General features: G+C 62.8%; 25 protein-coding genes. 10 read left to right on the top strand and 15 right to left on the bottom strand.

What is annotated here, in order from left to right:
- Window positions 1-88 precede the first annotated feature (88 nt).
- Window positions 89-1,012, top strand: a complete 924-nt coding sequence (locus EN824_RS29390; protein WP_135932991.1) for a glycosyltransferase family A protein — start codon at window positions 89-91, stop codon at window positions 1,010-1,012.
- 64 nt (window positions 1,013-1,076) lie between these two features.
- Here the strand turns inward: EN824_RS29390 and EN824_RS29385 are convergent, their stop codons facing one another.
- The 3 genes from EN824_RS29385 to EN824_RS29375 form a co-directional block, all read right to left on the bottom strand.
- Window positions 1,077-1,880, bottom strand: a complete 804-nt coding sequence (locus tag EN824_RS29385) for a DUF1194 domain-containing protein (protein ID WP_135883494.1) — start codon at window positions 1,878-1,880, stop codon at window positions 1,077-1,079.
- Between the two features lie 99 nt (window positions 1,881-1,979).
- Window positions 1,980-3,797, bottom strand: coding sequence for an ABC transporter ATP-binding protein/permease (locus EN824_RS29380; protein WP_135920163.1), 1,818 nt, complete (start codon window positions 3,795-3,797; stop codon window positions 1,980-1,982).
- A gap of 136 nt (window positions 3,798-3,933) precedes the next feature.
- Window positions 3,934-4,722: a methyltransferase domain-containing protein gene (locus EN824_RS29375; protein WP_127280784.1), complete on the bottom strand. Its 789-nt coding sequence runs from the start codon at window positions 4,720-4,722 to the stop codon at window positions 3,934-3,936.
- 220 nt (window positions 4,723-4,942) lie between these two features.
- On the opposite strand from EN824_RS29375, the gene gloB reads away from it, so the two are divergent.
- Together gloB and EN824_RS29365 are read left to right on the top strand one after the other, a co-directional pair.
- The gene (gene gloB / locus EN824_RS29370) at window positions 4,943-5,710 is read left to right on the top strand and encodes a hydroxyacylglutathione hydrolase (RefSeq protein WP_135932990.1); all 768 of its coding nucleotides are present in this window, start codon (window positions 4,943-4,945) and stop codon (window positions 5,708-5,710) included.
- 22 nt (window positions 5,711-5,732) lie between these two features.
- Window positions 5,733-6,173 (top strand): cupin domain-containing protein, encoded by a 441-nt coding sequence (locus tag EN824_RS29365; protein WP_135932989.1) that lies wholly within the window; start codon window positions 5,733-5,735, stop codon window positions 6,171-6,173.
- Here EN824_RS29365 and EN824_RS29360 read toward each other — a convergent pair.
- From EN824_RS29360 to EN824_RS29350, 3 genes are read right to left on the bottom strand one after another with little or no spacing between them, the layout of a single operon-like run.
- Window positions 6,148-6,822, bottom strand: a complete 675-nt coding sequence (locus EN824_RS29360) for a lysoplasmalogenase (protein WP_135883498.1) — start codon at window positions 6,820-6,822, stop codon at window positions 6,148-6,150. The two genes, EN824_RS29365 and EN824_RS29360, sit on opposite strands and share 26 nt — an antisense overlap.
- The gene (locus EN824_RS29355) at window positions 6,819-7,775 is read right to left on the bottom strand and encodes an EamA family transporter (RefSeq protein ID WP_135929463.1); all 957 of its coding nucleotides are present in this window, start codon (window positions 7,773-7,775) and stop codon (window positions 6,819-6,821) included. The genes EN824_RS29360 and EN824_RS29355 overlap by 4 nt, the downstream gene beginning before the upstream one ends.
- 44 nt (window positions 7,776-7,819) lie before the next feature.
- Window positions 7,820-8,608, bottom strand: a complete 789-nt coding sequence (locus EN824_RS29350; protein ID WP_135932988.1) for a DUF3108 domain-containing protein — start codon at window positions 8,606-8,608, stop codon at window positions 7,820-7,822.
- A gap of 259 nt (window positions 8,609-8,867) precedes the next feature.
- Here EN824_RS29350 and rpmB point away from each other — a divergent pair, with 259 nt between their 5' ends.
- The 3 genes from rpmB to EN824_RS29335 all read left to right on the top strand — a co-directional run bounded on the left by rpmB (window position 8,868) and on the right by EN824_RS29335 (window position 10,712).
- Window positions 8,868-9,164, top strand: coding sequence for a 50S ribosomal protein L28 (gene rpmB / locus EN824_RS29345; RefSeq protein WP_010911765.1), 297 nt, complete (start codon window positions 8,868-8,870; stop codon window positions 9,162-9,164).
- Window positions 9,165-9,344: 180 nt separating this feature from the next.
- The gene (locus EN824_RS29340) at window positions 9,345-10,028 is read left to right on the top strand and encodes a queuosine precursor transporter (RefSeq protein WP_135932987.1); all 684 of its coding nucleotides are present in this window, start codon (window positions 9,345-9,347) and stop codon (window positions 10,026-10,028) included.
- A 3-nt stretch (window positions 10,029-10,031) separates the two neighbouring features.
- Window positions 10,032-10,712 carry a hypothetical protein gene (locus EN824_RS29335; protein WP_135867564.1) on the top strand — a complete coding sequence of 227 codons (681 nt, stop codon included), beginning with the start codon at window positions 10,032-10,034 and terminating at the stop codon, window positions 10,710-10,712.
- 25 nt (window positions 10,713-10,737) lie between these two features.
- On the opposite strand, the gene EN824_RS29330 is transcribed toward EN824_RS29335, so the two are convergent.
- From EN824_RS29330 to EN824_RS29305, 6 genes are all read right to left on the bottom strand, one after another.
- Window positions 10,738-11,223, bottom strand: coding sequence for an SRPBCC family protein (locus EN824_RS29330; protein WP_135932986.1), 486 nt, complete (start codon window positions 11,221-11,223; stop codon window positions 10,738-10,740).
- Window positions 11,220-11,603, bottom strand: a complete 384-nt coding sequence (locus tag EN824_RS29325) for a metalloregulator ArsR/SmtB family transcription factor (RefSeq protein WP_127872354.1) — start codon at window positions 11,601-11,603, stop codon at window positions 11,220-11,222. The genes EN824_RS29330 and EN824_RS29325 overlap by 4 nt, the downstream gene beginning before the upstream one ends.
- 113 nt (window positions 11,604-11,716) lie before the next feature.
- A complete protein-coding gene (locus EN824_RS29320; protein WP_135932985.1) occupies window positions 11,717-12,745 on the bottom strand; it encodes an esterase-like activity of phytase family protein in 1,029 nt (342 codons plus the stop codon).
- Entirely contained in the window at window positions 12,742-14,640 is a 1,899-nt protein-coding gene (gene cobT / locus EN824_RS29315; RefSeq protein WP_127872205.1) for a cobaltochelatase subunit CobT, read from the bottom strand. Before cobT ends, EN824_RS29320 begins: the two co-directional genes overlap by 4 nt.
- Window positions 14,641-14,651: 11 nt before the next feature.
- Window positions 14,652-15,638 (bottom strand): cobaltochelatase subunit CobS, encoded by a 987-nt coding sequence (gene cobS / locus EN824_RS29310; protein ID WP_127276014.1) that lies wholly within the window; start codon window positions 15,636-15,638, stop codon window positions 14,652-14,654.
- Window positions 15,639-15,761: 123 nt separating this feature from the next.
- Window positions 15,762-16,391, bottom strand: coding sequence for a J domain-containing protein (locus tag EN824_RS29305; protein ID WP_127276015.1), 630 nt, complete (start codon window positions 16,389-16,391; stop codon window positions 15,762-15,764).
- A 177-nt stretch (window positions 16,392-16,568) separates the two neighbouring features.
- On the opposite strand from EN824_RS29305, the gene EN824_RS29300 reads away from it, so the two are divergent.
- Window positions 16,569-16,871, top strand: coding sequence for a BolA family protein (locus tag EN824_RS29300; RefSeq protein ID WP_127276016.1), 303 nt, complete (start codon window positions 16,569-16,571; stop codon window positions 16,869-16,871).
- Between the two features lie 7 nt (window positions 16,872-16,878).
- On the opposite strand, the gene EN824_RS29295 is transcribed toward EN824_RS29300, so the two are convergent.
- Together EN824_RS29295 and EN824_RS29290 are read right to left on the bottom strand one after the other, a co-directional pair.
- Window positions 16,879-18,432, bottom strand: coding sequence for an acetolactate synthase large subunit (locus EN824_RS29295; protein ID WP_135932984.1), 1,554 nt, complete (start codon window positions 18,430-18,432; stop codon window positions 16,879-16,881).
- Between the two features lie 117 nt (window positions 18,433-18,549).
- Complete coding sequence (locus EN824_RS29290) at window positions 18,550-19,350, bottom strand: alpha/beta hydrolase (protein WP_135932983.1); 801 nt, start codon at window positions 19,348-19,350, stop codon at window positions 18,550-18,552.
- Between the two features lie 320 nt (window positions 19,351-19,670).
- Between EN824_RS29290 and EN824_RS29285 the strand changes: the two genes are divergently transcribed.
- Genes EN824_RS29285 through EN824_RS29275 form a run of 3 tightly spaced genes read left to right on the top strand, consistent with a single transcriptional unit; the run spans window position 19,671 to window position 24,503 of the window.
- A complete protein-coding gene (locus EN824_RS29285; RefSeq protein WP_135932982.1) occupies window positions 19,671-21,620 on the top strand; it encodes a PrkA family serine protein kinase in 1,950 nt (649 codons plus the stop codon).
- A gap of 19 nt (window positions 21,621-21,639) precedes the next feature.
- Window positions 21,640-22,953 (top strand): YeaH/YhbH family protein, encoded by a 1,314-nt coding sequence (locus EN824_RS29280; protein ID WP_135867566.1) that lies wholly within the window; start codon window positions 21,640-21,642, stop codon window positions 22,951-22,953.
- Window positions 22,954-22,961: 8 nt separating this feature from the next.
- Complete coding sequence (locus EN824_RS29275; protein ID WP_135867567.1) at window positions 22,962-24,503, top strand: SpoVR family protein; 1,542 nt, start codon at window positions 22,962-22,964, stop codon at window positions 24,501-24,503.
- A 95-nt stretch (window positions 24,504-24,598) separates the two neighbouring features.
- On the opposite strand, the gene EN824_RS29270 is transcribed toward EN824_RS29275, so the two are convergent.
- Entirely contained in the window at window positions 24,599-25,489 is an 891-nt protein-coding gene (locus EN824_RS29270; RefSeq protein ID WP_135867568.1) for an HlyC/CorC family transporter, read from the bottom strand.

Genomic DNA, 25,489 nt, shown 5'->3' with positions numbered 1-25,489 from the left:
GATGAGGGCCAGCCAGGGGGAAGTCCGATCCATTCAACCATCCTGAAGAGCTATCGGAAAGTGCATTTTCGCGCTGGAAACAGCTGACGTGGAGCATTTGCCCCTCATCACGGTCATCACCCCGACTCACAACCGGCGCCAAACGGTGCTCCGCGCGGTGGAAAGCGTGCTTTCTCAGAGCATGGCGCGGTTTGAGCATATCGTCGTCGACGATGGCTCGACCGACGGGACGGAAGCGGCGCTTGCGCGCATTCGCGACCCTCGGCTGATCTATGTCGGCGCGAAATGGCGCGGCGCCAATGCCGCCAGGAATGCCGGCATCGAGCTGGCGAGGGCGCCCGTGGTGACTTTTCTTGATTCGGACGATCTCTTCCTGCCACACCGGCTCGAACGGACGCTGGCATGGTTCGACGACAATCCGGCGCTCGAAGTCCTGCTCTCCTCATATGTCTCGGTGAAGGGTGGCCGTGGCACCGCCTGTGTCAACCGCGGTGCCTTCCTCAATCCGGCGATGCTGGAGCGGGCGGTGGTTGCGCAGACGGCCTTCATCGCCGGGTCGGCGATAACGGCGAGGCGAGAGGCTTTGCTGGCCATCGGCGGCTATGACAGCGACATTCCCCGGATGCAGGACCGGGAGCTTCTGCTGCGCTTCGCACAGCGCTTCGGCGCGCAATTATCGGAAGATATCGATTGGACGAAGCACAATTCGCAGAATTCGATTTCGGGCCGCCGGGACGGCTATGTCGAAGCCTATGCGATCCTGATGAGTAAGCACCCGCACATCGCTCGCTCTTACCCCCATGTCCCACCCTTTATGATCACGCGGCAGATCATCGCCGATATTCTCCGGGGGCGGATACCACAGGCATTTGCTGGATACATGGCCAACCGCTCGTCCGACGCGCTTGGTTATTCATTGCCGGAACTGATCGCCGGTTATCTCTACGGCCGCCGCTGGCGGCGCGGCCTCTACGACGAAGTTCGTGGGAAGTTTGGAATTCCACCGGCCTGACCTGGCGGCAGCTCAGCGATCGAGTACGGCGCGTTGCAGGGGCCTGCCTGGCCCACGGCCAGGCCTATCGGTCCAGTTCCGGGAAATAGGGATCCGACAGGAACCGCCTGTCCCGTTCTCCCAGAAGGCAGTCGATCGGCGCGTCCATCTCGGCGGGCATGATTTTGGGCTTGTCCTGAATGCCGCTGACTTCGAGAATCAGCTTGCGCCGGATCGCCGTTGAGAATTCGGCGGCCGCATGGATCGGCAGCACGAAGGAACCAGGTCCGCCGGTCACGCACTGCGCATAATACTGATCGAGATGGCTGAAGGTCGGTGATGGCTTGATCAGGATCGGCAGGCCGTTGATGACGATGCCCTTGGCAATGGCCGCATCGCGCGTCACAGTGACCGGCGGCCCGATATTGTTGGGGCCGTCGCCAGATATGTCGATGACGCTGCGTTCGCTCGCGAAATTGGTGCCGTCGAAAAGCTCGGCGCCGAAAGCAAGCGCGCTCGAAATCGAGGTACCGCGGAAACTCCGGAAAGGGCGGGCCGCAAGCTTGTCGGCAAAGCTGTTGGCGCTCTGCGCACTGTCGATGATCTGCCAGCCGATGACCGCGTCATCGCGCACCGTGCCGGCCCACTCGAAATAGGCGAGCGCAATGCGCCCAGTATGGCCGGAACGGACCGCCTGGATGAAATCGGCGTGCCGCAGCGCCTCGACATAGCCGGCGCGTTGAAGGGCGAACTCGGTCTCGTCCATCGACAGCGAGATATCGACCGCCAGCACCAGTTCGACGTCGACGGCCAGCGTATTTGGCGCCGAAGGAACCGGGGCGGCCTCGGCGCAAGCCAGGCAGGCAAGCAGGCTCATTATCTCAAGCATGGCCAGCACGAGCGATGTTTCGATCGCGACATTCGCTCGCGATCACGGCGAAATAAAGCTTGTGGCAGGCGTGGCCGCCCAGTCCGAATGCCGGCCGTTCTATGTCTTGCGCCGAGCGGCGACTGGCGGCGGTTCGATGGCGCCCGCCCTGACACGGGCGGGTTTCAGCGGGGGCACGCCGGTATCCTTCACGATCGTCAGGGAACGCGGGAAGAACTGATTGTTGTGCAGGCCGCGCCCGATATTGATGATCGCGGCACCTTTCAGATGCTTATCCATGAGCGACAGCACACGCCTCAGCGACGGGCCGTCGAACGCATCCATCGCTTCATCGATGATCACCCATTTCGGCTTCCGCAAGGCAAGCCTGGCGAAGGCGAGCGATCGCTGTTCGTCATCGCCCAACTCACGCTCCCAGCGGGCCGACCGGTCGAGCGAGGATGACAGCCGATCGAGGCCGACTTCGGCAAGCACCGCCGAAATATCGGCATCGCTTGCCGGAGCGACACCATAGGGATGGTCGAGCACCTCGCGCAGCGTACCGGCGGGGAAGTAAGGGACACGAGGCACGAAGATGGGGGCTTCTCCCGCCGGCATGCCGATCTTTCCGCCCCCCCATGGCCACAGGCCGGCAATGGCGCGGAAGAACAGCGTCTTGCCGGCGCCGGGCTCGCCGGTGATCATCACGCGCTCGCCGACATGGATTTCGACATGCTGGTCGGAGAGCTTCGTACAACCCTCCGGCGAGGCCACCTGGAGTTTCTCGAACGTCAGGCTGCCATTGGCGTTTTCATCGAAGGAGATACGCTTCTCCTTGTCGTGCAGCACATCGGTTTCATCGAGCGCGATGCGGAAGTCGGCGACACGCATCAGCGTGGCACGCCAGTCGGCGATGCTGCCGATGTTGTTGATGAACCAGCGCAACGATGAATGCACCTGGTTGAAGGCGCCGACCGCCATCATCAGCCCGCCAAAGCTGATATCGCCCGAGAAATAGACCGGCGAGGCAACCAGGATCGGGGCCACGACGGTGATCCAGCCATAGGTGTCGGTTACCCAGGACAGGTTGATCTGGGCGGTGTAGATGCGCCGCATGGCACCCAGCACCGTGCCAAGGTCGAGTTCGAGCCGTCGCCTGGCGTCATCCTCGCCCCGGTACAGCGCGATGGCATCGACGTTCTCGTTGACGCGCACCATCGAGGAGCGCAGCTCCGCTTCGCGCGTATAGCGGTCGCTGTTGAGACGGATGAGCGGCCGGCCGACCAGCCAGCTCAGCCAGGAGGCGGTGCCGGCATAGAGGAACGCCGCCCAGACCATGTAGCCCGGTATCGCCAGCGACAAGCCACCAATGTGGAACACAAAGCCCGAGGACAGCTCCCACAGCACGCCGACGAAAGACACGAGCAGGATGAACGACTGCAGCAGGCCGACACCAAGATCGGTCGACAGGTCCGACAGATGCGCGGCATCCTGCTGCATGCGCTGATCGGGATTGACGCCGATGGCGCCGGCATTGGCCAGCCGGAAAGCACGCGCCGGCCGCATCCACTGGTCGATCAAATCCAGCGTCAGCGCCTCGCGCAGCTTCAGCCGGATCATCTGGTTGAGCCATGTCTGGCCGATGTTGAGCACCAGCAGCCCGCCGGCGATCATGGCAAAGACGAGAAGCTGATGCAGGAAGGCGGCCATGTCGCGGCGCGCGAGCGCATCGTAAAAGGGTTGGTTCCAGCGATTGAGCAGAACCTGGCCGATCGACGTCGCGACGATGACGGCCATGATGCCGGCCGACGTCCACAGCAACCATTTGCGAACCGGCGATCCGATGAGCGCCCGTTTGATCGTCGCCACCTGATCGCGCAGGCTGCTGGCCACGGCGACCGGTTGAACGGTGGCCTGATTGTCCAGTTGATCAGCCATGGCCGAGATCCTTGCATTCAGTAGCGAAGCTGAAACCGGATGAAGAGAGCCGACGGCGGCAGCCCTCAAGCACTCCGCGAGCCCAGCACGACAGATAGGTCGGAAACATGCCGCGCGATGCAAGTTTCCATTGCGATCACGAAGGTGTCACTTGCCGAGCCGACGATGCTGCACCCCTTCCCTCGGCCCGGCGGCCGAGCCGCGTCGCGCCATGCGGCGACAGCACCGGCATGAAGACGCGGCGAGATGCGCGCTGGGCCACCGGCACGCCTTGATAAAGCCGCTTCTGCGCTTCCACCACGATGACGCCGGAGAAGATCGGCCACAGCCGCCGGCCGGCACGCTCCAGCACATTGTGGAAGCGCATCATGAAGTGCCGCCGCGATGGCGGGAAGAACAGGGCATCGGACCAGGCGGCCGGCGTGAAATTCGCCTCGCGCAGCAGTTCGGTGAGCTGCCCGCGTGAGAACGGCCGCCCGTTGCCGAACGGCGTATGCTCGAAGCGCGCCCAGACACCGCGCCGGTTGGGTACCACGATGACGACGCGCCCCGCCGGCGACAGGACCCGCCAGATCTCGTTCAGCGTTTCGCGCGGGTTCTCGACATGTTCGAGCGAATGGACGAGCAGCATGCGGTCGATGCAGGAATCGACCAGCGGCAGCTCCTCGTCGAAGACCAGTGCCGTTGCCGTCGGCCCGGTCGCCGGCCAGACCACGGCGCCCTGTGTCGCCGGCATGAAGGCGAAGACCCGCTCGGCATCGGAGCCGAAGCGCTCCAGCCAGGGCAAGGTATAGCCGAGGCCGACCAGCCGCTCATTGGGCACCGCGGCCCATATCGACGACAGCGCCATGGTGATCGAGCGCTCGGCGAACCGGCCGAGCGTTGTCGAATAGAAGGAGCGAAGGTCGACGATGTCGGAATGCATGTCAGGGATGTAGCCGTGATATCGGCTGGATTCAACAAAAGGCCCAAGTGGTCGGTGCGGCGGATGTCATTTTGACATCCCAGGATGATTATTCGCTTTGTCACCCGGGATGACATTCACGCAGCGGCGCCCTATGTCTGCGGCCGATGCAACAACTAAAAATGTTAGAGCGTCTTTTGTGCGTCCAGCTGGACGCACGGCGCTCTAATGGAGAGACGCGATGCCGGTCGAAATCGAACAGTTCATGTGCCGCACCGACAATTTCGGCGTCTTAGTGCATGATCCCAATAGCGGCCAGACCGCGATCATCGACGCGCCCGAGGAAGCGCCGATCCTGGCCGCCATCAAGCGCACCGGCTGGACGCCGACGATGATCCTGACCACGCATCATCATATGGATCACGTCGAGGCCAACCTGGCGCTGAAGGAGCGCTTCAAGCTGCGCATCGTCGGCCCGGAGGCGGAGAAGGCGAAAATCCCCGGCATCGACGAAACGGTCGAAGAAGGCTCCGTCCTTCATCTCGGCGATGAGCGCATCGAGGTGATCGCCACGCCCGGGCATACCGCCGGCCATCTCTCCTACCATCTGCCGGCAGCGAAAGTCGCGTTCACCGCGGATACGCTGTTCGCGCTGGGTTGCGGGCGGCTGTTCGAATGCAAGCCGCCGGTCATGTACGAATCGCTGAAGAAGCTCGCAGCCCTTCCGGCCGAGACGACAATCTATTGCGGCCACGAATACACGCTCGCCAATGCCCGTTTCGCGCTGAGCGTCGACCCCACCAATTCGGCATTGAAGGAACGCGCCGCGCGGATTGAAGCGCTGCGGGTCGACAACAAGCCGACACTGCCGACGACGATCGGCGAGGAACTGTCGACCAATCCCTTCCTGCGCTGGCACGATCCGGCAATCCGCAAGCATCTGGGCATGGAAAGGGCCGGGGATGCCGAGGTCTTCGCCGAGATCCGCAAGCGCAAGGACAATTTCTGAGCGCCATGCGAGCTTCCTGCCGATGACCAGTTCCGCGCAAATCATAGCAACGCTCGCACTGAAGCCGCATCCGGAAGGCGGCTGGTATGCCGAAACCTTTCGCGACGAGGCCGGCGGTGCGCGCGGCCATTCGACCGCAATCTATTTTCTGCTGGAACGGCACCAGCTTTCAGCCTGGCATCGGGTCAGGGATGCCGCCGAGGTCTGGCATTTCCATGCCGGCGCGCCGTTGGCGCTGTCGATGTGTGAAGAAGGCGGCGCCGTTATCGAGCAGGTTCTCGGCATCGACCTCGCGGCGGGCGAAAGGCCGCAAATCGTCGTGCCGGCAGGCTGGTGGCAATCGGCGCGCAGTCTGGGCGAGTGGACGCTGGTCGGCTGTACCGTCGCGCCGGGTTTCGATTTCGCCGCCTTCGAACTGGCCGAGCCGGGCTGGCAGCCTAACCGAGCAGGAAACCCAGGGTAATGGCGAGCTGGGCGGCGTAATACAGCACCCAGACTGCGACGCGCATCCAGGCGCGATGCGGCGAGATGGCGGCCACCAGGAATTTCTCCGTGGCAAGCAGCCCGTCCGATGCCATGAACAGCACGGCGCCGCCGATCACCCAGATACTGTTTGTCGTCAGCGCCGACATGCCCATCGCCAGGATCGCAAGGACATAGACGGCGATCGGGATACGCAGGCCGGGGCCGACACGGCGCCAGAGCGCTGCCAGCATCACGATCGCGAACACCCCCATGGCCAGTGCAATCGCGCCTCGCCAGGATTCGGCGGAAAGCAGCTCCAATCCGCCACCGCTACGCAGGAACAGCGCGACATAGACGATGTGGGCGACGAGAAAGCTCGCCAGCCCGCCGAGAAATGCCCTTTCCCCGTCGCGCGACAGGAAGGCGTCGCCGATCGCGCTCAGCGCAAGGGCGGCAACCAGCAGCAGCGGGCCGCCCTGCATTGCGGCGAGTGCGGCGAGCATGGCCACAGAGAGCGTCTTTGCCGCCGAGCGGGCCAGCGTCGGCGGCATGCCTGATGTGAAGGCATAGATCACCGCCGCCACCATCGAAAAGATCAGCGTTGCATTGGCGTTGGCGTCGATGCCGCCGGCAAACGGCATCGTCATGCCCTGGCTCCGTCTTCGGATGCCCGGGCTCCACCTTCGGATACCCTGGCTCCGTCTTCGGATGCCCCGGCTCCGCTCTCGATAGCAATGGACTTGCGCAGAAACAGCGACTTTGCCGCCAGCGCCGCGCCGCCGGTGATGAGCACGCAGGCGGCCAGAATGCGCAACGAAGGCTCGGCGACGCCAGCCGCGATCAGCACCAGCGTCGACAAAAGCGGCGCCGCGTAGCTTACCGCACCCAACACCTGGATGTTGCCGCGCTTGACGCCGATGTCCCAGGCATAGAAGGCCGCGCCCACCGGCATCAGGCCAAGGCCGAGCACGGCCAGCCACTGGCCGGCGCCGACCGGCAGCACTGTTTCCTCGAGCGCCAGGTGGCAGGCGAGCGACAGCACGGCGGTTGCCGCGCAGAACCAGGTGACGATGCTGGTCGGCACCGACGGGAAACGTCGCGACAGCAGTGAATAGGACGACCATAGCAAGGCGCAGACGGCGGCCATGGCATAGCCGAAGGTATAGCGAGCATCGAAGGCCAGGCCGCCACCCTTGGTGACGATCAGCACGGTGCCGGCAAGGCCGAGCAGCGCGCCGACGACATGGTGCCACGCCAGTTTTTCGCCCGGCATCAGCGCCGAGCCGAGCACGATCAGCAGTGGCCAGAGATAAGCAATCAGGCTCGCCTCCACCGCCGGCGCGTTGCGCAGCGCGGTGAAGTAGAAGAAGTGGTAGCCGAACAGGCCGGCAATGCCGATCACCCACACCTGGGGTGGGATTTTCTGGCCCCTGTCGGCAGCCGGCATGAACAGCCGTGCGACTAGCCCGACACCGGTGCCGATCGAGAAGGTGATCGCCGACAACAGGAATGGCGGCACCTTGCCGGATGCGTCCGTCAGCAACGCCAGCAACGCCCACATGGCGACCGCCGAAAAGCCGATCAGTGTTGCGCGCCCCATTTTGTCTCCAGTGGCGCGCCCCATTCTGTCCCCGATGGCCTGCCTTATTGTACCGCTTCGAAACGTCCGGCGCTGATGGTCAAGGTGCCGATCTGCGTTCCGACCGTAGCGTGGATCGGCGCATATACGCCGGTTTGGCCAAGCGGTGCAAACGTCACCATCATGCGGCTCTTGCTCTTGAGATAATTGAGCGCCTTGCGGCCCTTGCGGTAGCCTGCCACCGGCTCGAAACCCATCTGGCAGGTGACTGTGTCGCCCTTGTAGCCCGGCACCGAGATCGTTCCTTTCGAGGCGTAGGTCAGCGTCAGGTCGGCGCGCATCTCACCATCATAGAACTTGACCTTGCGGCCGCAGACCTGGTCGGGGCTGTCGGCATGGATGACGGTGGCGGCCATCGGATCGAGTACCGATGCCAGATCGCCGGCACCGAGCGGTATCCAGGCCTTGGGGTCGCGCTTGCCCGGCGCGGGGATGACCTGCGTCGACGCCACGTTGCCATTGGCAAAGCGAATGTCGATCGAGGATGCCTTCTTGCCGGAAGTGTAATCGGCACGGAATGCCTGCGGCACCATTTTCTGCCCGGAGATCGTACCCTTGGACGAGATTGTGCCACGCGTGTCGTCGAACAGCTTGGCCAGACCCGCTGCGGAGACGGTGCCATTGATCGCATAAACGCCACTCTGATAGCTGCTGGAGAAAGTCGATCTCGCGATCGAGAGCCCCAGGAACGACACCGTGTATTCGCCCTTGAAGGATTGCGGCGACGCAGCCGACGCGGCGGACGGCAAGGCGATGGCAAGCGCGGTGACGAGCGCGTGAGACAAACGAGGCATGGCGGATCGGATCCTTGATTTTGGGCCGGAGGCGGGCGACTCCGGTCTGGCATGTCCCTATGAGACCGCTTATAGGGGGAAATCCGGCCTTAATATGAAATGCCGGGCGGTTCCGTGGCGAAGCCGGAGCTTGACGCCCCGGTGAAATGCAACTATGGAACGCCAACTTTTTCCATAAGGCCGCCTGACCAGAACCGCGCGCCACCCGGCGTGGGCACAAAGGTTTGGCAGGTCACGAAAGAACTGAAGGTTAGAACCCATGTCCCGCACCTGCGAACTCACTGCCAAAGCAGTCCAGACCGGCAACAATGTGAGCCACGCCAACAACAAGACCAAGCGTCGCTTCCTGCCGAACCTCGTCAATGTGACGCTGATTTCGGAAGCGCTGAACCAGAACGTGCGCCTGCGCATCTCAGCCAACGCGCTGCGTTCGGTCGAACATCGTGGCGGTCTCGACGCTTTCCTGGCCAAGGCCGACGTCAAGGAACTGTCGCAGCGCGCGCGCCTGCTGAAGAAGCAGATCGCCAAGAAGCTCGCCGAGCAGGTCGCTGCGTAACATCAGATAAGGCGGGGGACGACCGCCCCGGCCAACCTCTTGTTGGCCTCTGGCCAATCTTTTGTTGGCCACTGAGCATCGGATAGATCCGCAAGGCTCGACAATCCGATGCCCAACTGCGAAGCGGGCACCGCCCGATCGGCATGATGCTCCGCTGGTTCCATTACCCAGGATAAAAAAATGTCTTCTTTTTCGCGATACCTGCCTTTCGTGGCCGCCATGGCGCTTGTCGTCGTGGCATCGAACATCCTCGTGCAGTTTCCCATGCAGGGCCAGATTGGCGGCCTGTCGCTCGCCGACGTTTTGACCTGGGGCGCGTTCACCTACCCCTTCTCCTTCCTGGTCACCGACCTTGCCAACCGGCGCTACGGACCTGCCGTGGCGCGCCGCATCGTCTTTGTCGGCTTCATGACGGCGGTAGTGTGCTCGATCCTGATCCCACCCTTCCTGTTTCGCCACGGCTTCATCGAATTCGAGACGTCGGCCGACCGGCTGGTGCGTATCGCGGCCGCTTCGGGCGCTGCCTTCCTGACCGCGCAATTGCTCGACGTCACCGTGTTCAACCGGCTGCGCCGGCAGAGCTGGTGGCGGGCGCCGATCGTCGGCACGCTGGTCGGATCGGTGTTCGACACCGTCGTGTTCTTCGGCGTGGCCTTTTCGGCCGCCTTTGCCTTCGCCGGCCCAAGCGACAGCTTCGCGCTGGAGAGCGCCCCGTTGATGGGCGTGTTTCATGTCGAGGCCATGCGTTGGGTGTCCTGGGCGCTCGGCGACCTCAGCGTGAAACTGATCATCGCTGTCGTGGCACTGATCCCTTACCGGCTGCTCGCCGCCCGCTGGAGCCAGCCGGCCGTTGCCGCGGCCTAAGCCGTGATTCCCTGGATCCAGCTGGACTCCGCGAAAACGCCTGATGGCCAACAGGAACTGCGGCTGAAACGGCGCGGTTCCGAATTCTCGATCATGCTCGGCACCAACGAGTTGATGAACAGCCGCCTCAGCGGATCCGAGGAGGCGCTGGCGAAACTATCCTGCCAGAGGATCGCGGGCCATCGGCAGCCGAGGGTGCTGATCGGCGGACTTGGCATGGGTTTTACGCTGCGCGCTGCTCTCGCCGAACTGGGCAGAAATGCCGAAATCGTTGTCGCGGAACTGGTGCCGGCCGTCGTCGCCTGGGCGCGCGGCCCGATGGCCGAGATTTTCGCCGGCTCGCTCGGCGATTCCCGCGTCACCATCCGCGAGGCCGATGTCGGCAAGTTGATACGGTCCGAGCCCGCAGCCTGGGACGCAATCCTGCTCGACGTCGACAATGGCCCCGAAGGCATCGTCCACAAGGGCAATGACGCTCTCTACAGCCTGGCGGGGCTCGGCGACGCGCGTAGCGCCCTCAAGCCGGGCGGCGTGCTGGCGGTGTGGTCGCAAGGCCCGGATGCCGGCTTCACGCGGCGGCTGAAACAGGCCGGCTTCGCCTTTGAGGAGGTCAACACGCGCGCCAACGGCAAGCGCGGCGCGCGCCATGTCATCTGGATCGCCACCAACGGCTCACGGTCCTGACCGAGGCCGCCAGCGGCGTCCGCGCTTACTTTGACTTCTGAAGTTCCGCGCCAAGGGTCTCCAGCAGGCCACGGGTCCCCTCTTCCCGCCCCTGGGCGGAATCGACACCATCAAAAAAGACGCCCTGCTCGGTATAGGTCAGCCTTGTGCCGTCGCCCAACGGCGTCAGCTCCACGGTGGTGAGGGATGCCGACATGGGCTGCGATCCGACCGCCATTCTGTAGGAAAACACGATGCGCTGGTCGGCGACGATGTCCTGGAATTGCGCGTCGAGCCTGACCTCCGGACCGCCGCCATAGCTGAACCTCGACACCTCGCCGCCGCCGACACGAAAGTCGAAGCTGAACTCGGCAACGGCAAAACCATCGCCTTCGATGCGCCAGCGTCGCACCGTCGCCTTGTCGGCGAAGGCATGGAAGACCCGCGACGGCGATTGCGGATAGGTGCGCTCGATGGTGAAGGTGGAATGGATGACGGAATGCTCGTCCTTGACGGGGGCTATCTGGTTCATTGCTGTTTGTCCTTTTCCTGATCCTGACTTTTCTCGGAGGATTGGCCTTTTGGGGATGGCTCTGGCTCGGCCAGAATCTGGCCAAGACGGTCGAGATGGCGTTCCGCCGGAATGCGGCGTTCGGCAATCCAGTCGGCGAGCGGGGCGAGCCCGCCCGGTTCGATCCGGCAGGTGCGCACCCGCCCAATCTTTTCACTGCGGATCAGCCCGCAGGCCTCCAGCGCCTGGAGATGCTGCAGCACGGCGGCGAAGGTCATGCCGAACGGCTCCGCCAGCTGGCTGACGGTGGCCGGTCCGCTGCTCAACCGTTCCAGGATCTGCCGGCGGGTGGGTTCGACGAGAGCGCGAAGGATGCTGTCGATCTCGGAATGGTTAAGCATGGACTTGAGTATTACGCCGATCGCACGAATAGTCAAGTCTGTGCTAAAGTGTTTTGATCAGCGTAGATCGAGTGACGGACAGTCGACCCTACTTCAAGCAGGCAGAGTGCCAGTCAATCCTGGTGCAGGATGAATTCCAGGTAGAGATTGCGCTGCAGGATCGAGTGGTTATCGTCGGAGATCAGCGACACCATCAGCGCGCCGTCATCGCGGGTCCAGACGTCAAGACCTTCCATATTGTCGATCTGGTAGCCCATGTCGGCCTGCAGCAGCACCGGCCCATCGGCGACGGCGCCCTTCTCGACGCTCTCTCCATAAATGCGCCGCAGCCGCATCTTGAGGCCGCCCGCCATGGTGAAACTGCGCTCCAGCAGCAAAAGATCGCCATCCGGCAGGAAGGCGCCATCGGTGATGTCGAAATCGTCGTTGCGCTTGACGGTAAAGACGCCCTTGTGCGGGCCTTCGATGATGGCGGCGTAGATATTGCCGGCCTTGTCGAGGCTCTTCTCCGAGACCACGACCAGGCCGCCCTGATGCTGGCCGTTGGCATTGGCATGGGTGACGGTCTCGAAGCCGCGATTCTGCCGCAGCTCCCGCGCCGGCACCAGGAAATCCAACTGCCGGAACGACCCCTTCATATTGTCTTGGTCAATCTTGAACTGGGCGACGCTATGGTTGCGCTCGAAACCAACGGTGGCGATGCCGTCCTTGACCGCAAGGCCCTCGGCGTCGACTTCCCATTTTTCGTCGATCGGCTGGCCGTTCTGGTCGACCAGCTGCTGCATGCGAAAATTCTGGATGCCAACGGGCCGCCTGTCAGCGTCGCGGGCCACCGATCCGAAGAACCAGTAACCGGTGTCGGCCACGCCGATGAAATCACTGCCGGCTTTCAGAAACCGGAAGGCCGACAGCGCCCCGAAATCACGTGATGGCGAGGTCATTTCCAGCCCGCCGACGAATTCGAGTTGGCCAAACTGCTTGTCGGTACGGCCAATATGGAATTCGGTGATCGGGCGGGCCGAGACCGCGACAGGCTCAACCGGAGCCGAGTCGGCCGAACCGGCTGGCGCCGAAGCCATGCCGGCAAGCAAGGCGAAGGCGGCGAAAAGCGTGTGCCGAAACCCGCCTCGGAAAAAGATCATCCGGCGCGCCGCATGCCGCCGCGACGCGTATCCTTCGCGCTTTCCTCGGCAAACAGCGAAGCCAGTTGCTCGGTCATGGCGCCGGCCAGTTCCTCGGCATCGACGATGGTGACGGCGCGCCTGTAATAGCGCGTGACGTCATGGCCGATGCCGATGGCCAGCAACTCCACCGGCGAACGCGTCTCGATCAGTTCGATGACGGCGCGCAGATGGCGTTCGAGATAATTGCCCGGATTGACCGACAGCGTCGAATCGTCGACGGGCGCGCCGTCCGAGATCATCATCAGGATCTTGCGCTGTTCGGGCCGGGCAATCAGCCGGTTGTGCGCCCACAAGAGCGCCTCGCCGTCGATGTTTTCCTTGAGCAGGCCTTCGCGCATCATCAGGCCGAGATTGCGCCGCGCCCGCCGCCACGGGTGGTCGGCCGACTTGTAGATGATATGGCGCAGGTCGTTGAGCCGACCGGGGTTCGGCGGCTTGCCGTCCTTCAGCCATTTCTCGCGCGCCTGCCCACCCTTCCAGGCCCGCGTGGTGAAGCCGAGGATCTCGACCGACACGCCGCAGCGCTCCAGCGTGCGCGCCAGAATGTCGGCGCAGGTGGCGGCGACCGTGATCGGCCGGCCGCGCATCGAACCGGAATTGTCGAGCACCAGCGTCACCACCGTGTCACGGAATTTGGTATCGCGTTCCTGCTTGAACGACAGCGGCTGCATCGGATCGATGACCACGCGCACCAGCCGCGCCGGGTCGAGATAGCCCTCTTCCAGGTCGAAGTCCCAGGACCGGTTCTGCTGCGCCATCAGGCGGCGCTGCAGCCGGTTGGCGAGCCGTCCGACGACGCCGGACAGGTTGGCGAGCTGCTTGTCGAGGAAGGCGCGCAGCCGGTCGAGCTCTTCCTCTTCGCAGAGCTCCTCGGCGCCGACCGTCTCGTCGAAAGCTGACGTGTAGACCTTGTAGTCGATTTCCTTCGGCAGATTGGTGAAGGGATTGTCGTTGCGGCGCGCCTCCCCGGGCGTCTCGGCATCGGCATCGTCGTCATCCGACAGATCGTCGGCCGTCGCGTCGGAGGCCTCGGTCTCCGCCGACTGCTCGTCGTCCGCCGATGCCTCGGCGTCCTCGGATTGCGACTGCTCGGAGCCGGAATCGTCTTCGCCGCCCTCCTCGCTCTGTTCCTCGCCTTGCGGCTGGTTGTCGTCATTGTCCTCGGAGTCTTCGGTCTCCTGGTCGTCGCCGAGTTCCTCGGCCATTTCCATGGAGGCGAGCATCTCGCGTACAACGCGGGCGAAGGCCTGCTGGTCCTCGAGCTTTTCCGACAGGCCGTCGAGGTCCGCCTTGGCCTTCTCCTCGACCCACGGCCGCCAGAGTTCGACCAGCCGCTCGCCGCTCTTCGGCACCGGCCTTCCGGTCAGCTTTTCGCGCACCATCAGCGCCAGCGCCTCCTCGATGGGCGCGTCGGCCTTGTCCTTGACGTCGACGAGGTTGGCCTTGGCGTATTTGTCCTCCAGCATCGAGCCGATATTGTCGGCGACGCCTTGCATGGCGCGGCTGCCGATCGCCTCGACGCGGGCCTGCTCGACCGCGTCGTAGATGGCACGGGCAGCCTTGCCTTCGGGCGCCAGCTTGCTGTGGATGCGCACGTCGTGGCAGGCGCGCTTCAGCGCCATGGAATCGCCGAGCCCGCGGGTGATCGCGATGTCGGTCTTCGATGCCTTCTTGGGCAGTTCAGGAAGCCGCGCGCGGCTGCCAGCCAGCGCCGGCCTGTCCTTGGCGAAGCCGACTTCCATCTCCTTGTCGCCGGCGATGGCGCGCATGCAGACGGTGACGGCGCGCTTGAAGCTATCGGCTTCAGACCCCGTCTTCGACTTGTTGCGCGTATTGTCGCCCGGACCCGCCATCGAGGCTCTGCTTAGCCCAGCACCACGTTGGCCGCGCTCTCGGGCAGATCCTGGCCGAAGGCGCGCTGGTAGAACTCGGCAACCACCGAGCGTTCCAGCTCGTCGCACTTGTTGAGGAAGGTCAGCCGGAACGCCATGCCGACATCGCCGAAGATCTCGGCATTCTCGGCCCAGGTGATGACGGTACGCGGGCTCATCACCGTCGACAGGTCGCCATTGATAAAGGCCGAGCGCGTCATATCGGCGACGCGCACCATCTTGTTGACGATGTCCTTGCCCTTGGTGTCGCGATAGTGCTTGGCCTTGGCCAGCACGATGTTCACTTCATTGTCGTGCGGCAGATAGTTCAGCGTGGTGACGATCGACCAGCGGTCCATCTGCGCCTGGTTGATCTGCTGGGTGCCGTGATAGAGGCCGGTGGTGTCGCCCAGACCGACGGTGTTGGCGGTCGAGAACAGCCGGAACGCGGGATGCGGGCGGATGACCCGGCTCTGGTCGAGCAGCGTCAGGCGGCCGGACGATTCCAGCACGCGCTGGATGACGAACATCACGTCGGGACGGCCGGCATCGTATTCGTCGAAGCACAGCGCGACATTGTGCTGATAGGCCCAGGGCAGGATGCCGTCGCGGAATTCGGTGATCTGCAAGCCGTCCTTGACCACGATCGCGTCCTTGCCGACGAGGTCGATACGGCTGACATGGCTGTCGAGGTTGACGCGCACGCAAGGCCAGTTGAGGCGGGCGGCAACCTGTTCGATATGGGTCGACTTGCCGGTGCCGTGATAGCCCGACACCATGACGCGGCGGTTGTAGGCAAAGCCGGCGAGGATCGCCAAGGTCGTCGCCTTGTCGAACAGATAGTCGGGATCAATGTCGGGCACATGCTCTGATGTCACCGAATAGGCCGGCACCACCATCTTGGACTCGAAGCCGAATTTCTCCTTCACCGACACCGTCGTATCGGGCAGGTTGGCGATATCGCGATCGACCTTGTTCATATCTCTCAACGTCTCCACAAGCGAAACGTCGCGTTTCGCCGGCAATCGATTTTGTTCGGGGGCGGTCTTAAAGCCTTTTCCAACCTTATGAAAGTTGGAAAACGACACGAACCGTAGGGTCGCTCAGCACAGGCCCGCCTGTTTGAGCACGCGATAGGCCTGAAGCACATCGCGGAACCGGTCTTCCGAACCTCTGTCGCCGCCATTCGCATCCGGATGGTGACGCTTCACCAGTTCCTTATAGCGCGCCTTGATGTCCTTGCCAGTCGCCTTTGTATCAAGGCCAAGCGTTTCCAGCGCCTTGGCCTCAAGGGGCTTCGCCTTGCGCTCGCGCGCCTCGCGCGGATCCTTCGGCCCCTTGAACAGGTCGAACGGGTCGCGCATGCGGTTGTAGTAGCCGGCGCGGCCGGAGCGCATCTGCGCCATATCGGGCGAGGAGCGTGTCGAGGCGCCGTTGACGCCCATCTTCCAGGTCGGCCGGTGGCCGGTCATGGCTTCCTTCTGGAAGCGCGCGACCTCGGTGTCCGGCACGCCGGAGAAGTAGTTGAAGCCCTTGTTGTACTCGCGCACGTGGTCGAAGCAGAAGCGGAAATACTCGCCCTCCTTCATGCGCCCGACCGGCGCGCGATGCGTGCCCGCCTCCTTGCAGCCATCCCACTGGCAGATCGGCGCGTGCGACTTCACCTCCGCGTCCTTGTCGGGGCGAACGCGAATCTTCTCGAAATATTTGGGATACGGCTTCATCTCACCCATTTATGGGGCGTTCGCAGATGCGAAACAAGAATTGACATTTTCGCGATCATCGCCCTAACCGCTGAATCGCGGCTTAAAGCAGGCGAATGACTGATTTTGTTGCGCGCCAGCGGCCTGGTGAGACCGATTTCTGGTTTTCACGGCAGCGCCAACCATATGTGGTGAAGGGAGAAAACGATGTCCATACAGGCGACCATGGAAGACAAGCTCAACAAGGCATTTTCGCCGGACCGGCTGGTCATCCTCAACGAAAGCCATCTGCACGCCGGCCATCATCACGTGGAATCCGGCCACCACGCCGAGTTCGACGGCACCGGCGAGACGCATTTCCGTGTCCGCATCGTCTCGCCGAATTTCGCCGGCATGAGCCGCATCGACCGTCACCGCGCCGTCAACGAACTGCTGGCCGACGAGTTGAAGGCCGGCGTGCACGCGCTGGCGATCGAGCCTGCGGCGCCCGGCGAACAGACGCGCTGGTAAGAACCGGTCAGATTACCGCTTCGATCAGAAACGGCCCCGGGCGAGACAAGGCAGCGTCGAGCAGCGCGTCGAACCGCTCGCAGGTATCCGCACGCGCAGCCTCCACGCCCATGCCCTTGGCCAGCGAAACCCAGTCCAGCGCCGGATGATCGAGATCGAGCATGCGCCGCGCATTCTCGCCGATCGCATTCACGCCGACATTCTTCATCTCGCCATGCAGGATCGCGTAGGTGCGGTTGGAAAAGACGATCGTCACCACGTCGAGACGTTCCCGCGCCTGCGTCCACAGGCCCTGCACCGTGTACATGCCGCTGCCGTCGGCCTCGAGATTGATCACCTTGCGGCCGGGACAGGCGATCGCCGCACCCGTCGCCAGCGGGATGCCGCCGCCGATCGACCCGCCCGTGCCCATCATGTAATCGTGCGGCGCGGCAAAGGCCGACAGCGCGAAGAAACGCCGCGCCGAGGTGACGGCCTCGTCGCAGACGATCGCGTCGGCCGGCAGCTTTCTCGCGACAGACAGTGCGATGGCGTCTTCCGTCAGCGGGCCGTTCGGCGTTGCCTCGTCGGGAAACGCGCTGGCAACCGCCGTCCGTTGCGATGGCTTGACGCCAAGTTCACCGCGAAGCGCTTCCAGCGCCGCATGCAGGTCCTGCCCATGGTCGGCGAGCGTCAGCACCTGGCAGTCGTCACGGACAAGCCGTCCCGGTTTTCCCGGATAGGCAAAGAAGGCGACCGGCTCCTTTCCGCCGACCAGCACCAGAACATCGATATCCCTGAGCGCTGCCGTCGCCGCGTCGACAGGATAGGGAATGCGCGTCGGCGCGACACGTTCGCGCCCGCGCTGCATCCTGGCGATCAGGACCTCGCTGAACAGCCTGACATCGCAGGCCGCCGAAATCTGGCCGGCGATCTCGAGCGCATCGGCGCGCGCCGCCCGCCCGCGAACGATCATGCCAACACGGCCGGGCGCGGAGCGGATCGCCGCGGCCACCTGACGCACCGCATCCACGTCAACCACCGGCGGCGGTGAAAGGACAACCTTGCCGAGCGAAACCGCGTCAGCCTCCCCCCAGGCCGCGTCCGCCGGCAGGATCAGCGTCGTGACGCCCGGCGGCGTCAGCGAGGCGCGAAAGGCCGCCTCCGTGGCCGGCTGGACATCGGCAGGCCCTTCGATGCGGCGCACCCAGTTGGACATCGGCGCCGCCAGGCCTCCGATATCGCTGGTCAGCGGCGCATCGAGCGGCAGATGGTATGAGGCATGGTCGCCGACGATGTTGATCATCGAACTCCTGGCGCGCCTTGCGTTGTGCATGTTGGCAAGACCGTTGGCCAGCCCCGGCCCTGTGTGAAGCAGCGTCGCTGCGGGGCGATCGGTCATGCGCGCATAGCCGTCGGCCGCACCGGTCACCACGCCCTCGAACAGGCCAAGCACACAACGCATCCGCGGCTTGCGGTCGAGCGCGGCGACGAAATGCATTTCGGATGTGCCGGGGTTGGCGAAGCACACCGTAACATCATTGGCCAGCAGCACGTCGCACAGGACATCGGCGCCATTCATGCAAATTTTCTCCCGTTAACGAGGAGCAATTGCACCCGCGCATGTCCGCGCCGCAATATTCCGCCGACGCTTTTGGCATGATCCAGCGACGGAATGGGCGAGCGACAATCGGCTGAGTCAACCGACCACCGATTTCAGGAACGTCAGCGCGGCGGCGGTCAGCGCATCGCCATCCCTGCCGAAATCGCGGTTGATCGACATATGCGTATACGCGCTGCCATCGAACAGCGTCACCTCGGTGCCTGTGGCGCGCAGGCGCTCGGCAAAGGTCGTGGACTGCTCGCCGCGACCGTCGGCACGAGAATAGGCGATGAAGGTCGGCGGATGCTTGCGGCCGTCCACATAGCTCGCCGGCGAAAGCGCCGCCCATTGCGAAGCATCGGAAAACACGCGCGCATAGGCCCGCACCATGCCGCCATTTTCGGCGAGCGCGGCGAGATCATAGGCCCGGGTATCATCGAGAAGCAGCCCGGCGACGCCGGGCAATCCACCGCGCATGCCGGTCAGGGCAATCAGGTGGCAGCCGGCCGAATGGCCCATGCCGACGATGCGATTGGGGTCGCCACCATGCCGGGCGATGTTGGCCCTGACATAGGCATAGGCCTTTTCGACGTCGCCCGCCTGGGTGGCGACATCGGCCTGCGGCAGCATGCGGTAGTCGATCGAGACGAAGCAGAAGCCGTTGGCAAGCAGGAAGGCCGGCTTGGCGCCCACCTGGCTGCGTTTGCCGAGCCGCCAGGCGCCGCCATGAACGAAAAACACCACCGGCAGCCCGCTTGCGTCCTCCGGTGCATAAAGGTCGAGTCGAGCCGGTCCGTAGTCGAACGTTTCTGGCGCGCCCTGGCGCGGCGCGGCCCATGCTTCCAAGGGCAGCATCGCCGCCACGGAGGTCAGGATGAGGTTTCGTCGATCGATCATCGCGGTCTCCCGGCTGTGCAGGCCAACAGTGCTCGCAGGCGCCACGCGCGTCCAGAACCGGGTCGCAACTCTCGCCGCCTCAGGCCGCATCAACGCGCTTCAATACCGTGCAGATCACGAAATCAATATCTGCCCCTTGACGACCTCGTCTGGCCATCACCACCTAAGTATTGGGTAAGCATTTCGGCCAGATGGCTGGCGTCTCGGGTTTCGATGCCAAATGCACGCGCGCTCCTAATAAAGGGAACCACCATGCGTTCCGGCAGTTGAATATGTGATGAGCCATTAGGTAGCCAGCACGGCTCTGAGGGCAAAGCACTATGCGCGACAATCAGTCCGACGTCTTCGACCTTTTTTCGGAGATTTATGCCAACGCCGCCCAGGAAGAAACCAGCCTCCAGCAGTATCTCCTTGCCTGCCGAGAGGACAAATCAATGTATGCCTCGGCGCCTGAACGGATGGTCGAGGCGATCGGCGAACCCGACCTGGTCGACACCAGCAAGGACGAACGGCTCGGCCGCATCTTTTCGAACCGCACCCTTAAAATCTATCCCTCCTTCTCCGACTTCTACGGCATGGAGGAAACGATCGAGCGTATCGCCGGCTATTTTCGCTATGCCTCCCAGGGACTCGAGGAGCGCAAGCAAATCCTCTACCTCCTCGGCCCTGTCGGCGGCGGCAAATCCTCCCTGGCCGAACGGCTGAAGAAATTGATGGAACAGCGCCCGATCTACACGCTGAAGGTCGGCAACCAGATCAGCCCGGTTTTCGAATCGCCACTTGGCCTTTTCAACCCCGATCGCATGGGCGACCTGCTGGAGGATAAATACGGCATAGCCCGACGCCGGCTGAATGGGCTCATCTCACCCTGGGCGGCCAAGCGGCTCGACGAACTGTCCGGCGATATTTCCAAATTCAGCGTGGTCAAGTTGATGCCTTCCCGGCTGCGCCAGATCGGCATTGCCAAGACAGAGCCTGGCGACGAAAACAATCAGGATGTCTCGGCCCTGGTCGGCAAGGTCGACATCAGACAGCTGGAAAATTTCAGCCAATCCGACCCGGACGCCTATTCCTACAGCGGCGGACTGAACCGGACCACGCAGGGCCTGCTCGAATTCGTCGAGATGTTCAAGGCACCCATCAAGGTCCTGCATCCGTTGCTGACGGCGACCCAGGAAGGCAGCTACAACGGTACCGAGAATTTCGGCGCCTTTCCCTACCAGGGCATCATCATTGCCCATTCCAACGAATCGGAATGGCAACAGTTCAAAAACAACAAGAACAACGAGGCTTTTCTCGACCGCATCCTCGTGGTCAAGGTACCGTATTGCCTGCGGATCACCGAAGAGCGGCAGATCTATGAAAAGCTGCTGCGCGAGAGCGACCTGGCCGCAAGCCCCTGCGCACCTGAAGTGATGGACATTCTCAGCCGATTCACGGTCTCGACCCGCCTTGCCGAGCACGATAATTCGCCGCTCTACACTAAGATGCGCGCCTATGACGGCGAGAATCTCAAGGAGGTCGACCCCAAGGCGAAGTCGGTCCAGGAATATCGCGATGCCGCCGGCGTCGACGAAGGCATGACCGGCGTAAGCACACGCTTCGCCTTCAAGATCTTGTCCCAGACATTCAACTACGACACCAAGGAGGTGGCTGCCGATCCCGTGCACCTGATGTACATCCTGGAAGAGGCGATCAAGCGCGAGCAGTTTCCAAAGGAAACGGAAGGCGCCTATCTCGACTTCATCAAATCGGAACTGGCAACGCGCTATGCCGAGTTCATCGGCCACGAGATTCAGAAGGCCTATCTGGAATCATACAGCGAATATGGCCAGAACCTCTTCGACCGCTACATCGCCTATGCCGATGCCTGGATTGAGGACCAGGACTACAAGGATCCCGACACGGGCCAGATTCTCAATCGCGAGGTATTGGACAAGGAATTGTCACAGGTCGAGAAACCGGCCGGCATCGCCAATCCCAAGGACTTCCGCAATGAAGTGGTCAAATTCACGTTGCGTGCCCGGGCGCGAAACCACGGCCGCAACCCGTCCTGGACAGGGTATGAGAAACTTCGCGAGGTCATCGAGAAGCGGATGTTCGGCCAGGTCGAAGACCTCTTGCCGGTGATCAGTTTCGGCTCCAAGCAGGACAGCGTCACGGAAAAGCGGCACAATGAATTCGTGCAGCGCATGGTGGAACGCGGCTACACCGAGCGGCAGGTGCGCCGGCTTGTCGACTGGTACATGCGGGTGAACAAGGCGGGTTAAGAGAGGCCCGAATGGTTCCATGCCTATTTTCATCGACCGCCGCCTGAATCCGAAGGACAAGAGCCTGGGCAATCGCCAGCGGTTCCTCAGGCGCGCTCGGGAAGAACTCAAGCGAAGCCTGCGCGATCAGATCCGCATCGGCAGGATCGCCGACGTGGATGCCGAGCACGCAGTGCCCATGCCCGACAGAGGCACGGGCGAGCCGACCTTCAACAACGCCAGGAACAGCGGCAGGCGCCAGTACATCCTGCCGGGCAACAGGCATTTCTCTCCTGGAGATTTGATCCCCAAGCCCGGCCAGGGCGGCGGCGCCGGGGCGTCGTCCCCGGGAAACACCGTGTCTGAAGACGACTTTCGTTTTGTGCTGTCACGCGAAGAGGTGCTCGATCTTTTTTTCGAGGATCTCGAACTCCCGGATATGGTCAAGCTCAACCTCAAGGAAATCCTTGCCTTCAAGCCGCGCCGGGCTGGCTTCGCCGCTACCGGCTCACCCACCAACATCAATGTTGGGCGCACGATGCGTAACAGTCATGGCCGGCGTATTGCGCTGAGGCGCCCCAAGCAGGGCGAGCTGGACGCGATCCTCGAGGAGATCGCCATGCTCGAGTTGGTGCAATCCAGCGCGGCAACGCGCCAGCGCATTGCGGCATTGCGCGAGGAGCTGGACCGATTGGAGCGGCGGCGCAGGCGAATTGCCTATGTCGATCCTGTCGACATTCGATTCAACCGCTTCGATCCCCAGCCCGTGCCGAACGCCAATGCCGTCATGTTCTGTCTGATGGATGTGTCCGGGTCCATGGGTGAGCGCGAAAAGGATTTGGCCAAGCGCTTCTTCGTGCTGCTGCACCTGTTTTTGAAACGGCGTTATGACCGGATCGAAATCGTCTTCATTCGCCATACCCACGAGGCGCAGGAGGTTGACGAGGAGACATTCTTCAATTGCACCCAAAGCGGCGGTACCGTCGTTTCCACCGCGCTCGAGGAAATGCATCGCATCATCGAGCAGCGATATCCGGCCAGCCAGTGGAACATCTATGCCGCCCAGGCCTCGGACGGAGACAATTCCATCACCGATTCCGAGCGCTGCATAGCCCTGCTCGACGGCAAGCTCATGCGGCTGTGCCAGTATTTTGCCTATGTCGAGATCATCGACGAGCGCGAAGCCCATATATTCGGCACGACCGAGAACGGGACATCGCTATGGCGTGCCTATAGCGCGATCGACCTGAAATGGCCGAACTTCCAGATGAGCCGCATCGCCACGCCCGCCGATATCTACCCGGTCTTTCGCCAGCTCTTCGGCAGACAGCCGACTCTCCTTAAGAGAGCGTGAGGGAGCTGATGGCCACACAAGCCGCTAATTCCGAACTGCTTTTTTCCGGATCCGACTGGGATTTTACGAAATTGTCGCGGGTCTATGATGCGATCGAGGCGATCGCGGTCGAAGAGCTCCATCTCGATATCTATCCCGTGCAGATGGAGATCATCTCCTCCCAGCAGATGCTCGACGCCTACTCGTCAGTCGGTATGCCGCTGATGTACCGACATTGGTCTTTCGGCAAACACTTCCTCCACCAGGATCTGCTCTATCGCAAAGGCGGACGCGGGCTTGCCTATGAACTGGTCATCAATTCCAATCCCTGCATCGTCTATCTGATGGAGGAGAACACCATGGCCCTGCAGGCCTTGGTGACGGCCCACGCCGCGCTCGGGCACAACCATTTCTTCAAGAATAACCATCTGTTCAAGCAGTGGACGGACGCTGGGGCGATCCTCGGCTACCTGGACTTCGCCAAGAGCTACATTGTCCGTTGCGAGGAGCGGCACGGTCTCGCTGCCGTCGAGGCCGTTCTCGATTCCGCCCACGCGCTGATGGAACAGGGCGTGTTCCGCTATCAGCGGCCGCCGAAGCTGTCGTCGGAGCGACTGCGCGAAGGGCTTCGCGAGCGTCTCGAATACGAAGAGCGCTCCTATAACGATCTGTGGCGCACACTGCCGCATTCGCAGCAAAGGGCCGACGTCAAGGTCCAGGACCCGGAGTGGAAGAAATCGCTCAACCTGCCCGAAGAAAACCTCCTTTATTTCCTGGAAAAGAACAGTCCGGTCCTGGAGCCCTGGCAGCGCGAGATCATCAGGATCGTTCGCGTCATAGCGCAATATTTTTATCCGCAACGGCAAACACAGGTGATGAACGAGGGCTGCGCCACCTTCGTGCACTACACCGTGATGAACACGCTGTTCGACCGCGGCCGGATCAGCGAGGGCGCCATGCTCGAAATCCTGCGCAATCATTCCAACGTGGTCTTCCAGCCGGCGTTCGATGATCCGCGTTTTTCGGGCATCAATCCATACGCTCTCGGCCTCGACATGATGCAGGACATCAGGCGCATTTCGACCAAGCCGACGGCCGAGGATCGAGACTGGTTTCCCGACATCGCCGGCCACGGCAACTGGCGCGAGGTCCTCCTCGACGCCTGGGCAGACCACCGCGACGAGTCCTTTATCCGCCAGTACCTCAGCCCGGCCTTGATCCGGAAATGGCGGTTTTTTGTGCTCGGCGACGCTGCCGACCAGCCGCATTGTGAGGTCGCCTCGATCCACAACGAGCGCGGCTATGAAAAGATACGCGCCGCGCTCGCTCACAACTACGACGTCGGCGCGAACCGACCGGACATCCAGGTGGTGGATGTCGATCTGCTCGGCGATCGGCATTTGCGACTGCAGCACAAGGTGAAACAGGGCATCCTTCTTGAGGACACCAGCCGCGACGCCACGCTTCGTCACATCCGGAGGCTTTGGGGCTATGAGGTCAGCCTGGCCGCCGTCGACGCTGAGACGGGCCTGACGGTCCATGAACGGTCGACGAGCCAGATCGCGGAATGAGGCTTGGTTGTTGCACCGATGCCGTGGCTCAGGCCCGGCGCATATCGATCAAAAAGTGCGCAGCGGCCTTGGGGCAACTAGCATAAAGACAGGCTTCAGGCGTCGCCGGCCGGCCGGATCCTGACCCTGGCAATGCGGTTCTTGTCGCGCTTCATCACGACGAAGCGCTTGCCGTGGAACGTAAAAGCCTGCTTCTCCTCGGGGATCGATTGCGCCTCGTGGATGACGAGGCCGGCAATGGTGGTCGCCTCCTCGTCGGGCAGGTTCCAGTCGAGCGCCCGGTTGAGGTCGCGGATCGGCACCGTGCCATCGACCACGATGGAGCCGTCTGCCTCCTGCTTGACGCCCTGGATGTCGACATCGTGCTCGTCAGCGATCTCGCCGACGATCTCCTCGATGATGTCCTCCAGCGTCACCAGCCCCTCGACCTCGCCATATTCGTCGACGACGACGGCGAAATGCGCCTTGCGGCGCAGGAAGGCGTTGAGCTGTTCCTGCAAGGTCGTGGTGTCGGGCACGAACCAGGGTTTTGAGGCGATCTTCATCACGTCGATTTGCGAGAAATCGTTGCCGACTTCGTTCAGCGCGCGCAGCAGATCCTTGGCGTGCAGCACGCCGACGATGTTGTCGAGCGAGCCTTTCCAGAGCGGCATGCGGGTGTGCGGGCTCTGCAGGATCTCGCGCACCACCGCTTCCGGCGCATTGTCGGCGTTGACCGAGCGCATATTCGTGCGGTGGACCATGACGTCGGAAACTTCGAGCTCTTCGAGGTCGAACAGGCCGCCGATGCGGTCGCGGTCCTCGCGCACCACCTGCCCGTCACGGCGGAAATCGTCGACCGCGCCGCGCAATTCGTCCTGGCTCGAGCGCTGCGGCTCGATGCGCGACAGTTCATAGCCGAACATGGCGAGGAGACGCTTGCGCACGGCAACGACCAGCAGGACGATGATGGCAAGGACGGCGACGACGGTCCAGCCATTGTCCAT

This window comes from Mesorhizobium sp. M8A.F.Ca.ET.181.01.1.1, from assembly GCF_004792025.1.
GTDB lineage: Bacteria > Pseudomonadota > Alphaproteobacteria > Rhizobiales > Rhizobiaceae > Mesorhizobium.
Note: the sequence above shows the minus strand (reverse complement) of the source record. Positions and strands in the feature narration are given on the sequence as shown.

Excerpts from the sequence above, each read along its gene's own strand:
- EN824_RS29385 (WP_135883494.1), bottom strand. The coding sequence starts at position 1,880 with ATGCTTGAGATAATGAGCCTGCTTGCCTGCCTGGCTTGCGCCGAGGCC.
- EN824_RS29380 (WP_135920163.1), bottom strand. The coding sequence starts at position 3,797 with ATGGCTGATCAACTGGACAATCAGGCCACCGTTCAACCGGTCGCCGTG.
- EN824_RS29375 (WP_127280784.1), bottom strand. The coding sequence starts at position 4,722 with ATGCATTCCGACATCGTCGACCTTCGCTCCTTCTATTCGACAACGCTC.
- gloB (WP_135932990.1), top strand. The coding sequence starts at position 4,943 with ATGCCGGTCGAAATCGAACAGTTCATGTGCCGCACCGACAATTTCGGC.
- EN824_RS29365 (WP_135932989.1), top strand. The coding sequence starts at position 5,733 with ATGACCAGTTCCGCGCAAATCATAGCAACGCTCGCACTGAAGCCGCAT.
- EN824_RS29360 (WP_135883498.1), bottom strand. The coding sequence starts at position 6,822 with ATGACGATGCCGTTTGCCGGCGGCATCGACGCCAACGCCAATGCAACG.
- EN824_RS29355 (WP_135929463.1), bottom strand. The coding sequence starts at position 7,775 with ATGGGGCGCGCAACACTGATCGGCTTTTCGGCGGTCGCCATGTGGGCG.
- EN824_RS29350 (WP_135932988.1), bottom strand. The coding sequence starts at position 8,608 with ATGCCTCGTTTGTCTCACGCGCTCGTCACCGCGCTTGCCATCGCCTTG.
- rpmB (WP_010911765.1), top strand. The coding sequence starts at position 8,868 with ATGTCCCGCACCTGCGAACTCACTGCCAAAGCAGTCCAGACCGGCAAC.
- EN824_RS29340 (WP_135932987.1), top strand. The coding sequence starts at position 9,345 with ATGTCTTCTTTTTCGCGATACCTGCCTTTCGTGGCCGCCATGGCGCTT.
- EN824_RS29330 (WP_135932986.1), bottom strand. The coding sequence starts at position 11,223 with ATGAACCAGATAGCCCCCGTCAAGGACGAGCATTCCGTCATCCATTCC.
- EN824_RS29325 (WP_127872354.1), bottom strand. The coding sequence starts at position 11,603 with ATGCTTAACCATTCCGAGATCGACAGCATCCTTCGCGCTCTCGTCGAA.
- EN824_RS29320 (WP_135932985.1), bottom strand. The coding sequence starts at position 12,745 with ATGATCTTTTTCCGAGGCGGGTTTCGGCACACGCTTTTCGCCGCCTTC.
- cobT (WP_127872205.1), bottom strand. The coding sequence starts at position 14,640 with ATGGCGGGTCCGGGCGACAATACGCGCAACAAGTCGAAGACGGGGTCT.
- cobS (WP_127276014.1), bottom strand. The coding sequence starts at position 15,638 with ATGAACAAGGTCGATCGCGATATCGCCAACCTGCCCGATACGACGGTG.
- EN824_RS29305 (WP_127276015.1), bottom strand. The coding sequence starts at position 16,391 with ATGGGTGAGATGAAGCCGTATCCCAAATATTTCGAGAAGATTCGCGTT.
- EN824_RS29300 (WP_127276016.1), top strand. The coding sequence starts at position 16,569 with ATGTCCATACAGGCGACCATGGAAGACAAGCTCAACAAGGCATTTTCG.
- EN824_RS29295 (WP_135932984.1), bottom strand. The coding sequence starts at position 18,432 with ATGAATGGCGCCGATGTCCTGTGCGACGTGCTGCTGGCCAATGATGTT.
- EN824_RS29290 (WP_135932983.1), bottom strand. The coding sequence starts at position 19,350 with ATGATCGATCGACGAAACCTCATCCTGACCTCCGTGGCGGCGATGCTG.
- EN824_RS29285 (WP_135932982.1), top strand. The coding sequence starts at position 19,671 with ATGCGCGACAATCAGTCCGACGTCTTCGACCTTTTTTCGGAGATTTAT.
- EN824_RS29280 (WP_135867566.1), top strand. The coding sequence starts at position 21,640 with ATGCCTATTTTCATCGACCGCCGCCTGAATCCGAAGGACAAGAGCCTG.
- EN824_RS29275 (WP_135867567.1), top strand. The coding sequence starts at position 22,962 with ATGGCCACACAAGCCGCTAATTCCGAACTGCTTTTTTCCGGATCCGAC.
- EN824_RS29270 (WP_135867568.1), bottom strand. The coding sequence starts at position 25,489 with ATGGACAATGGCTGGACCGTCGTCGCCGTCCTTGCCATCATCGTCCTG.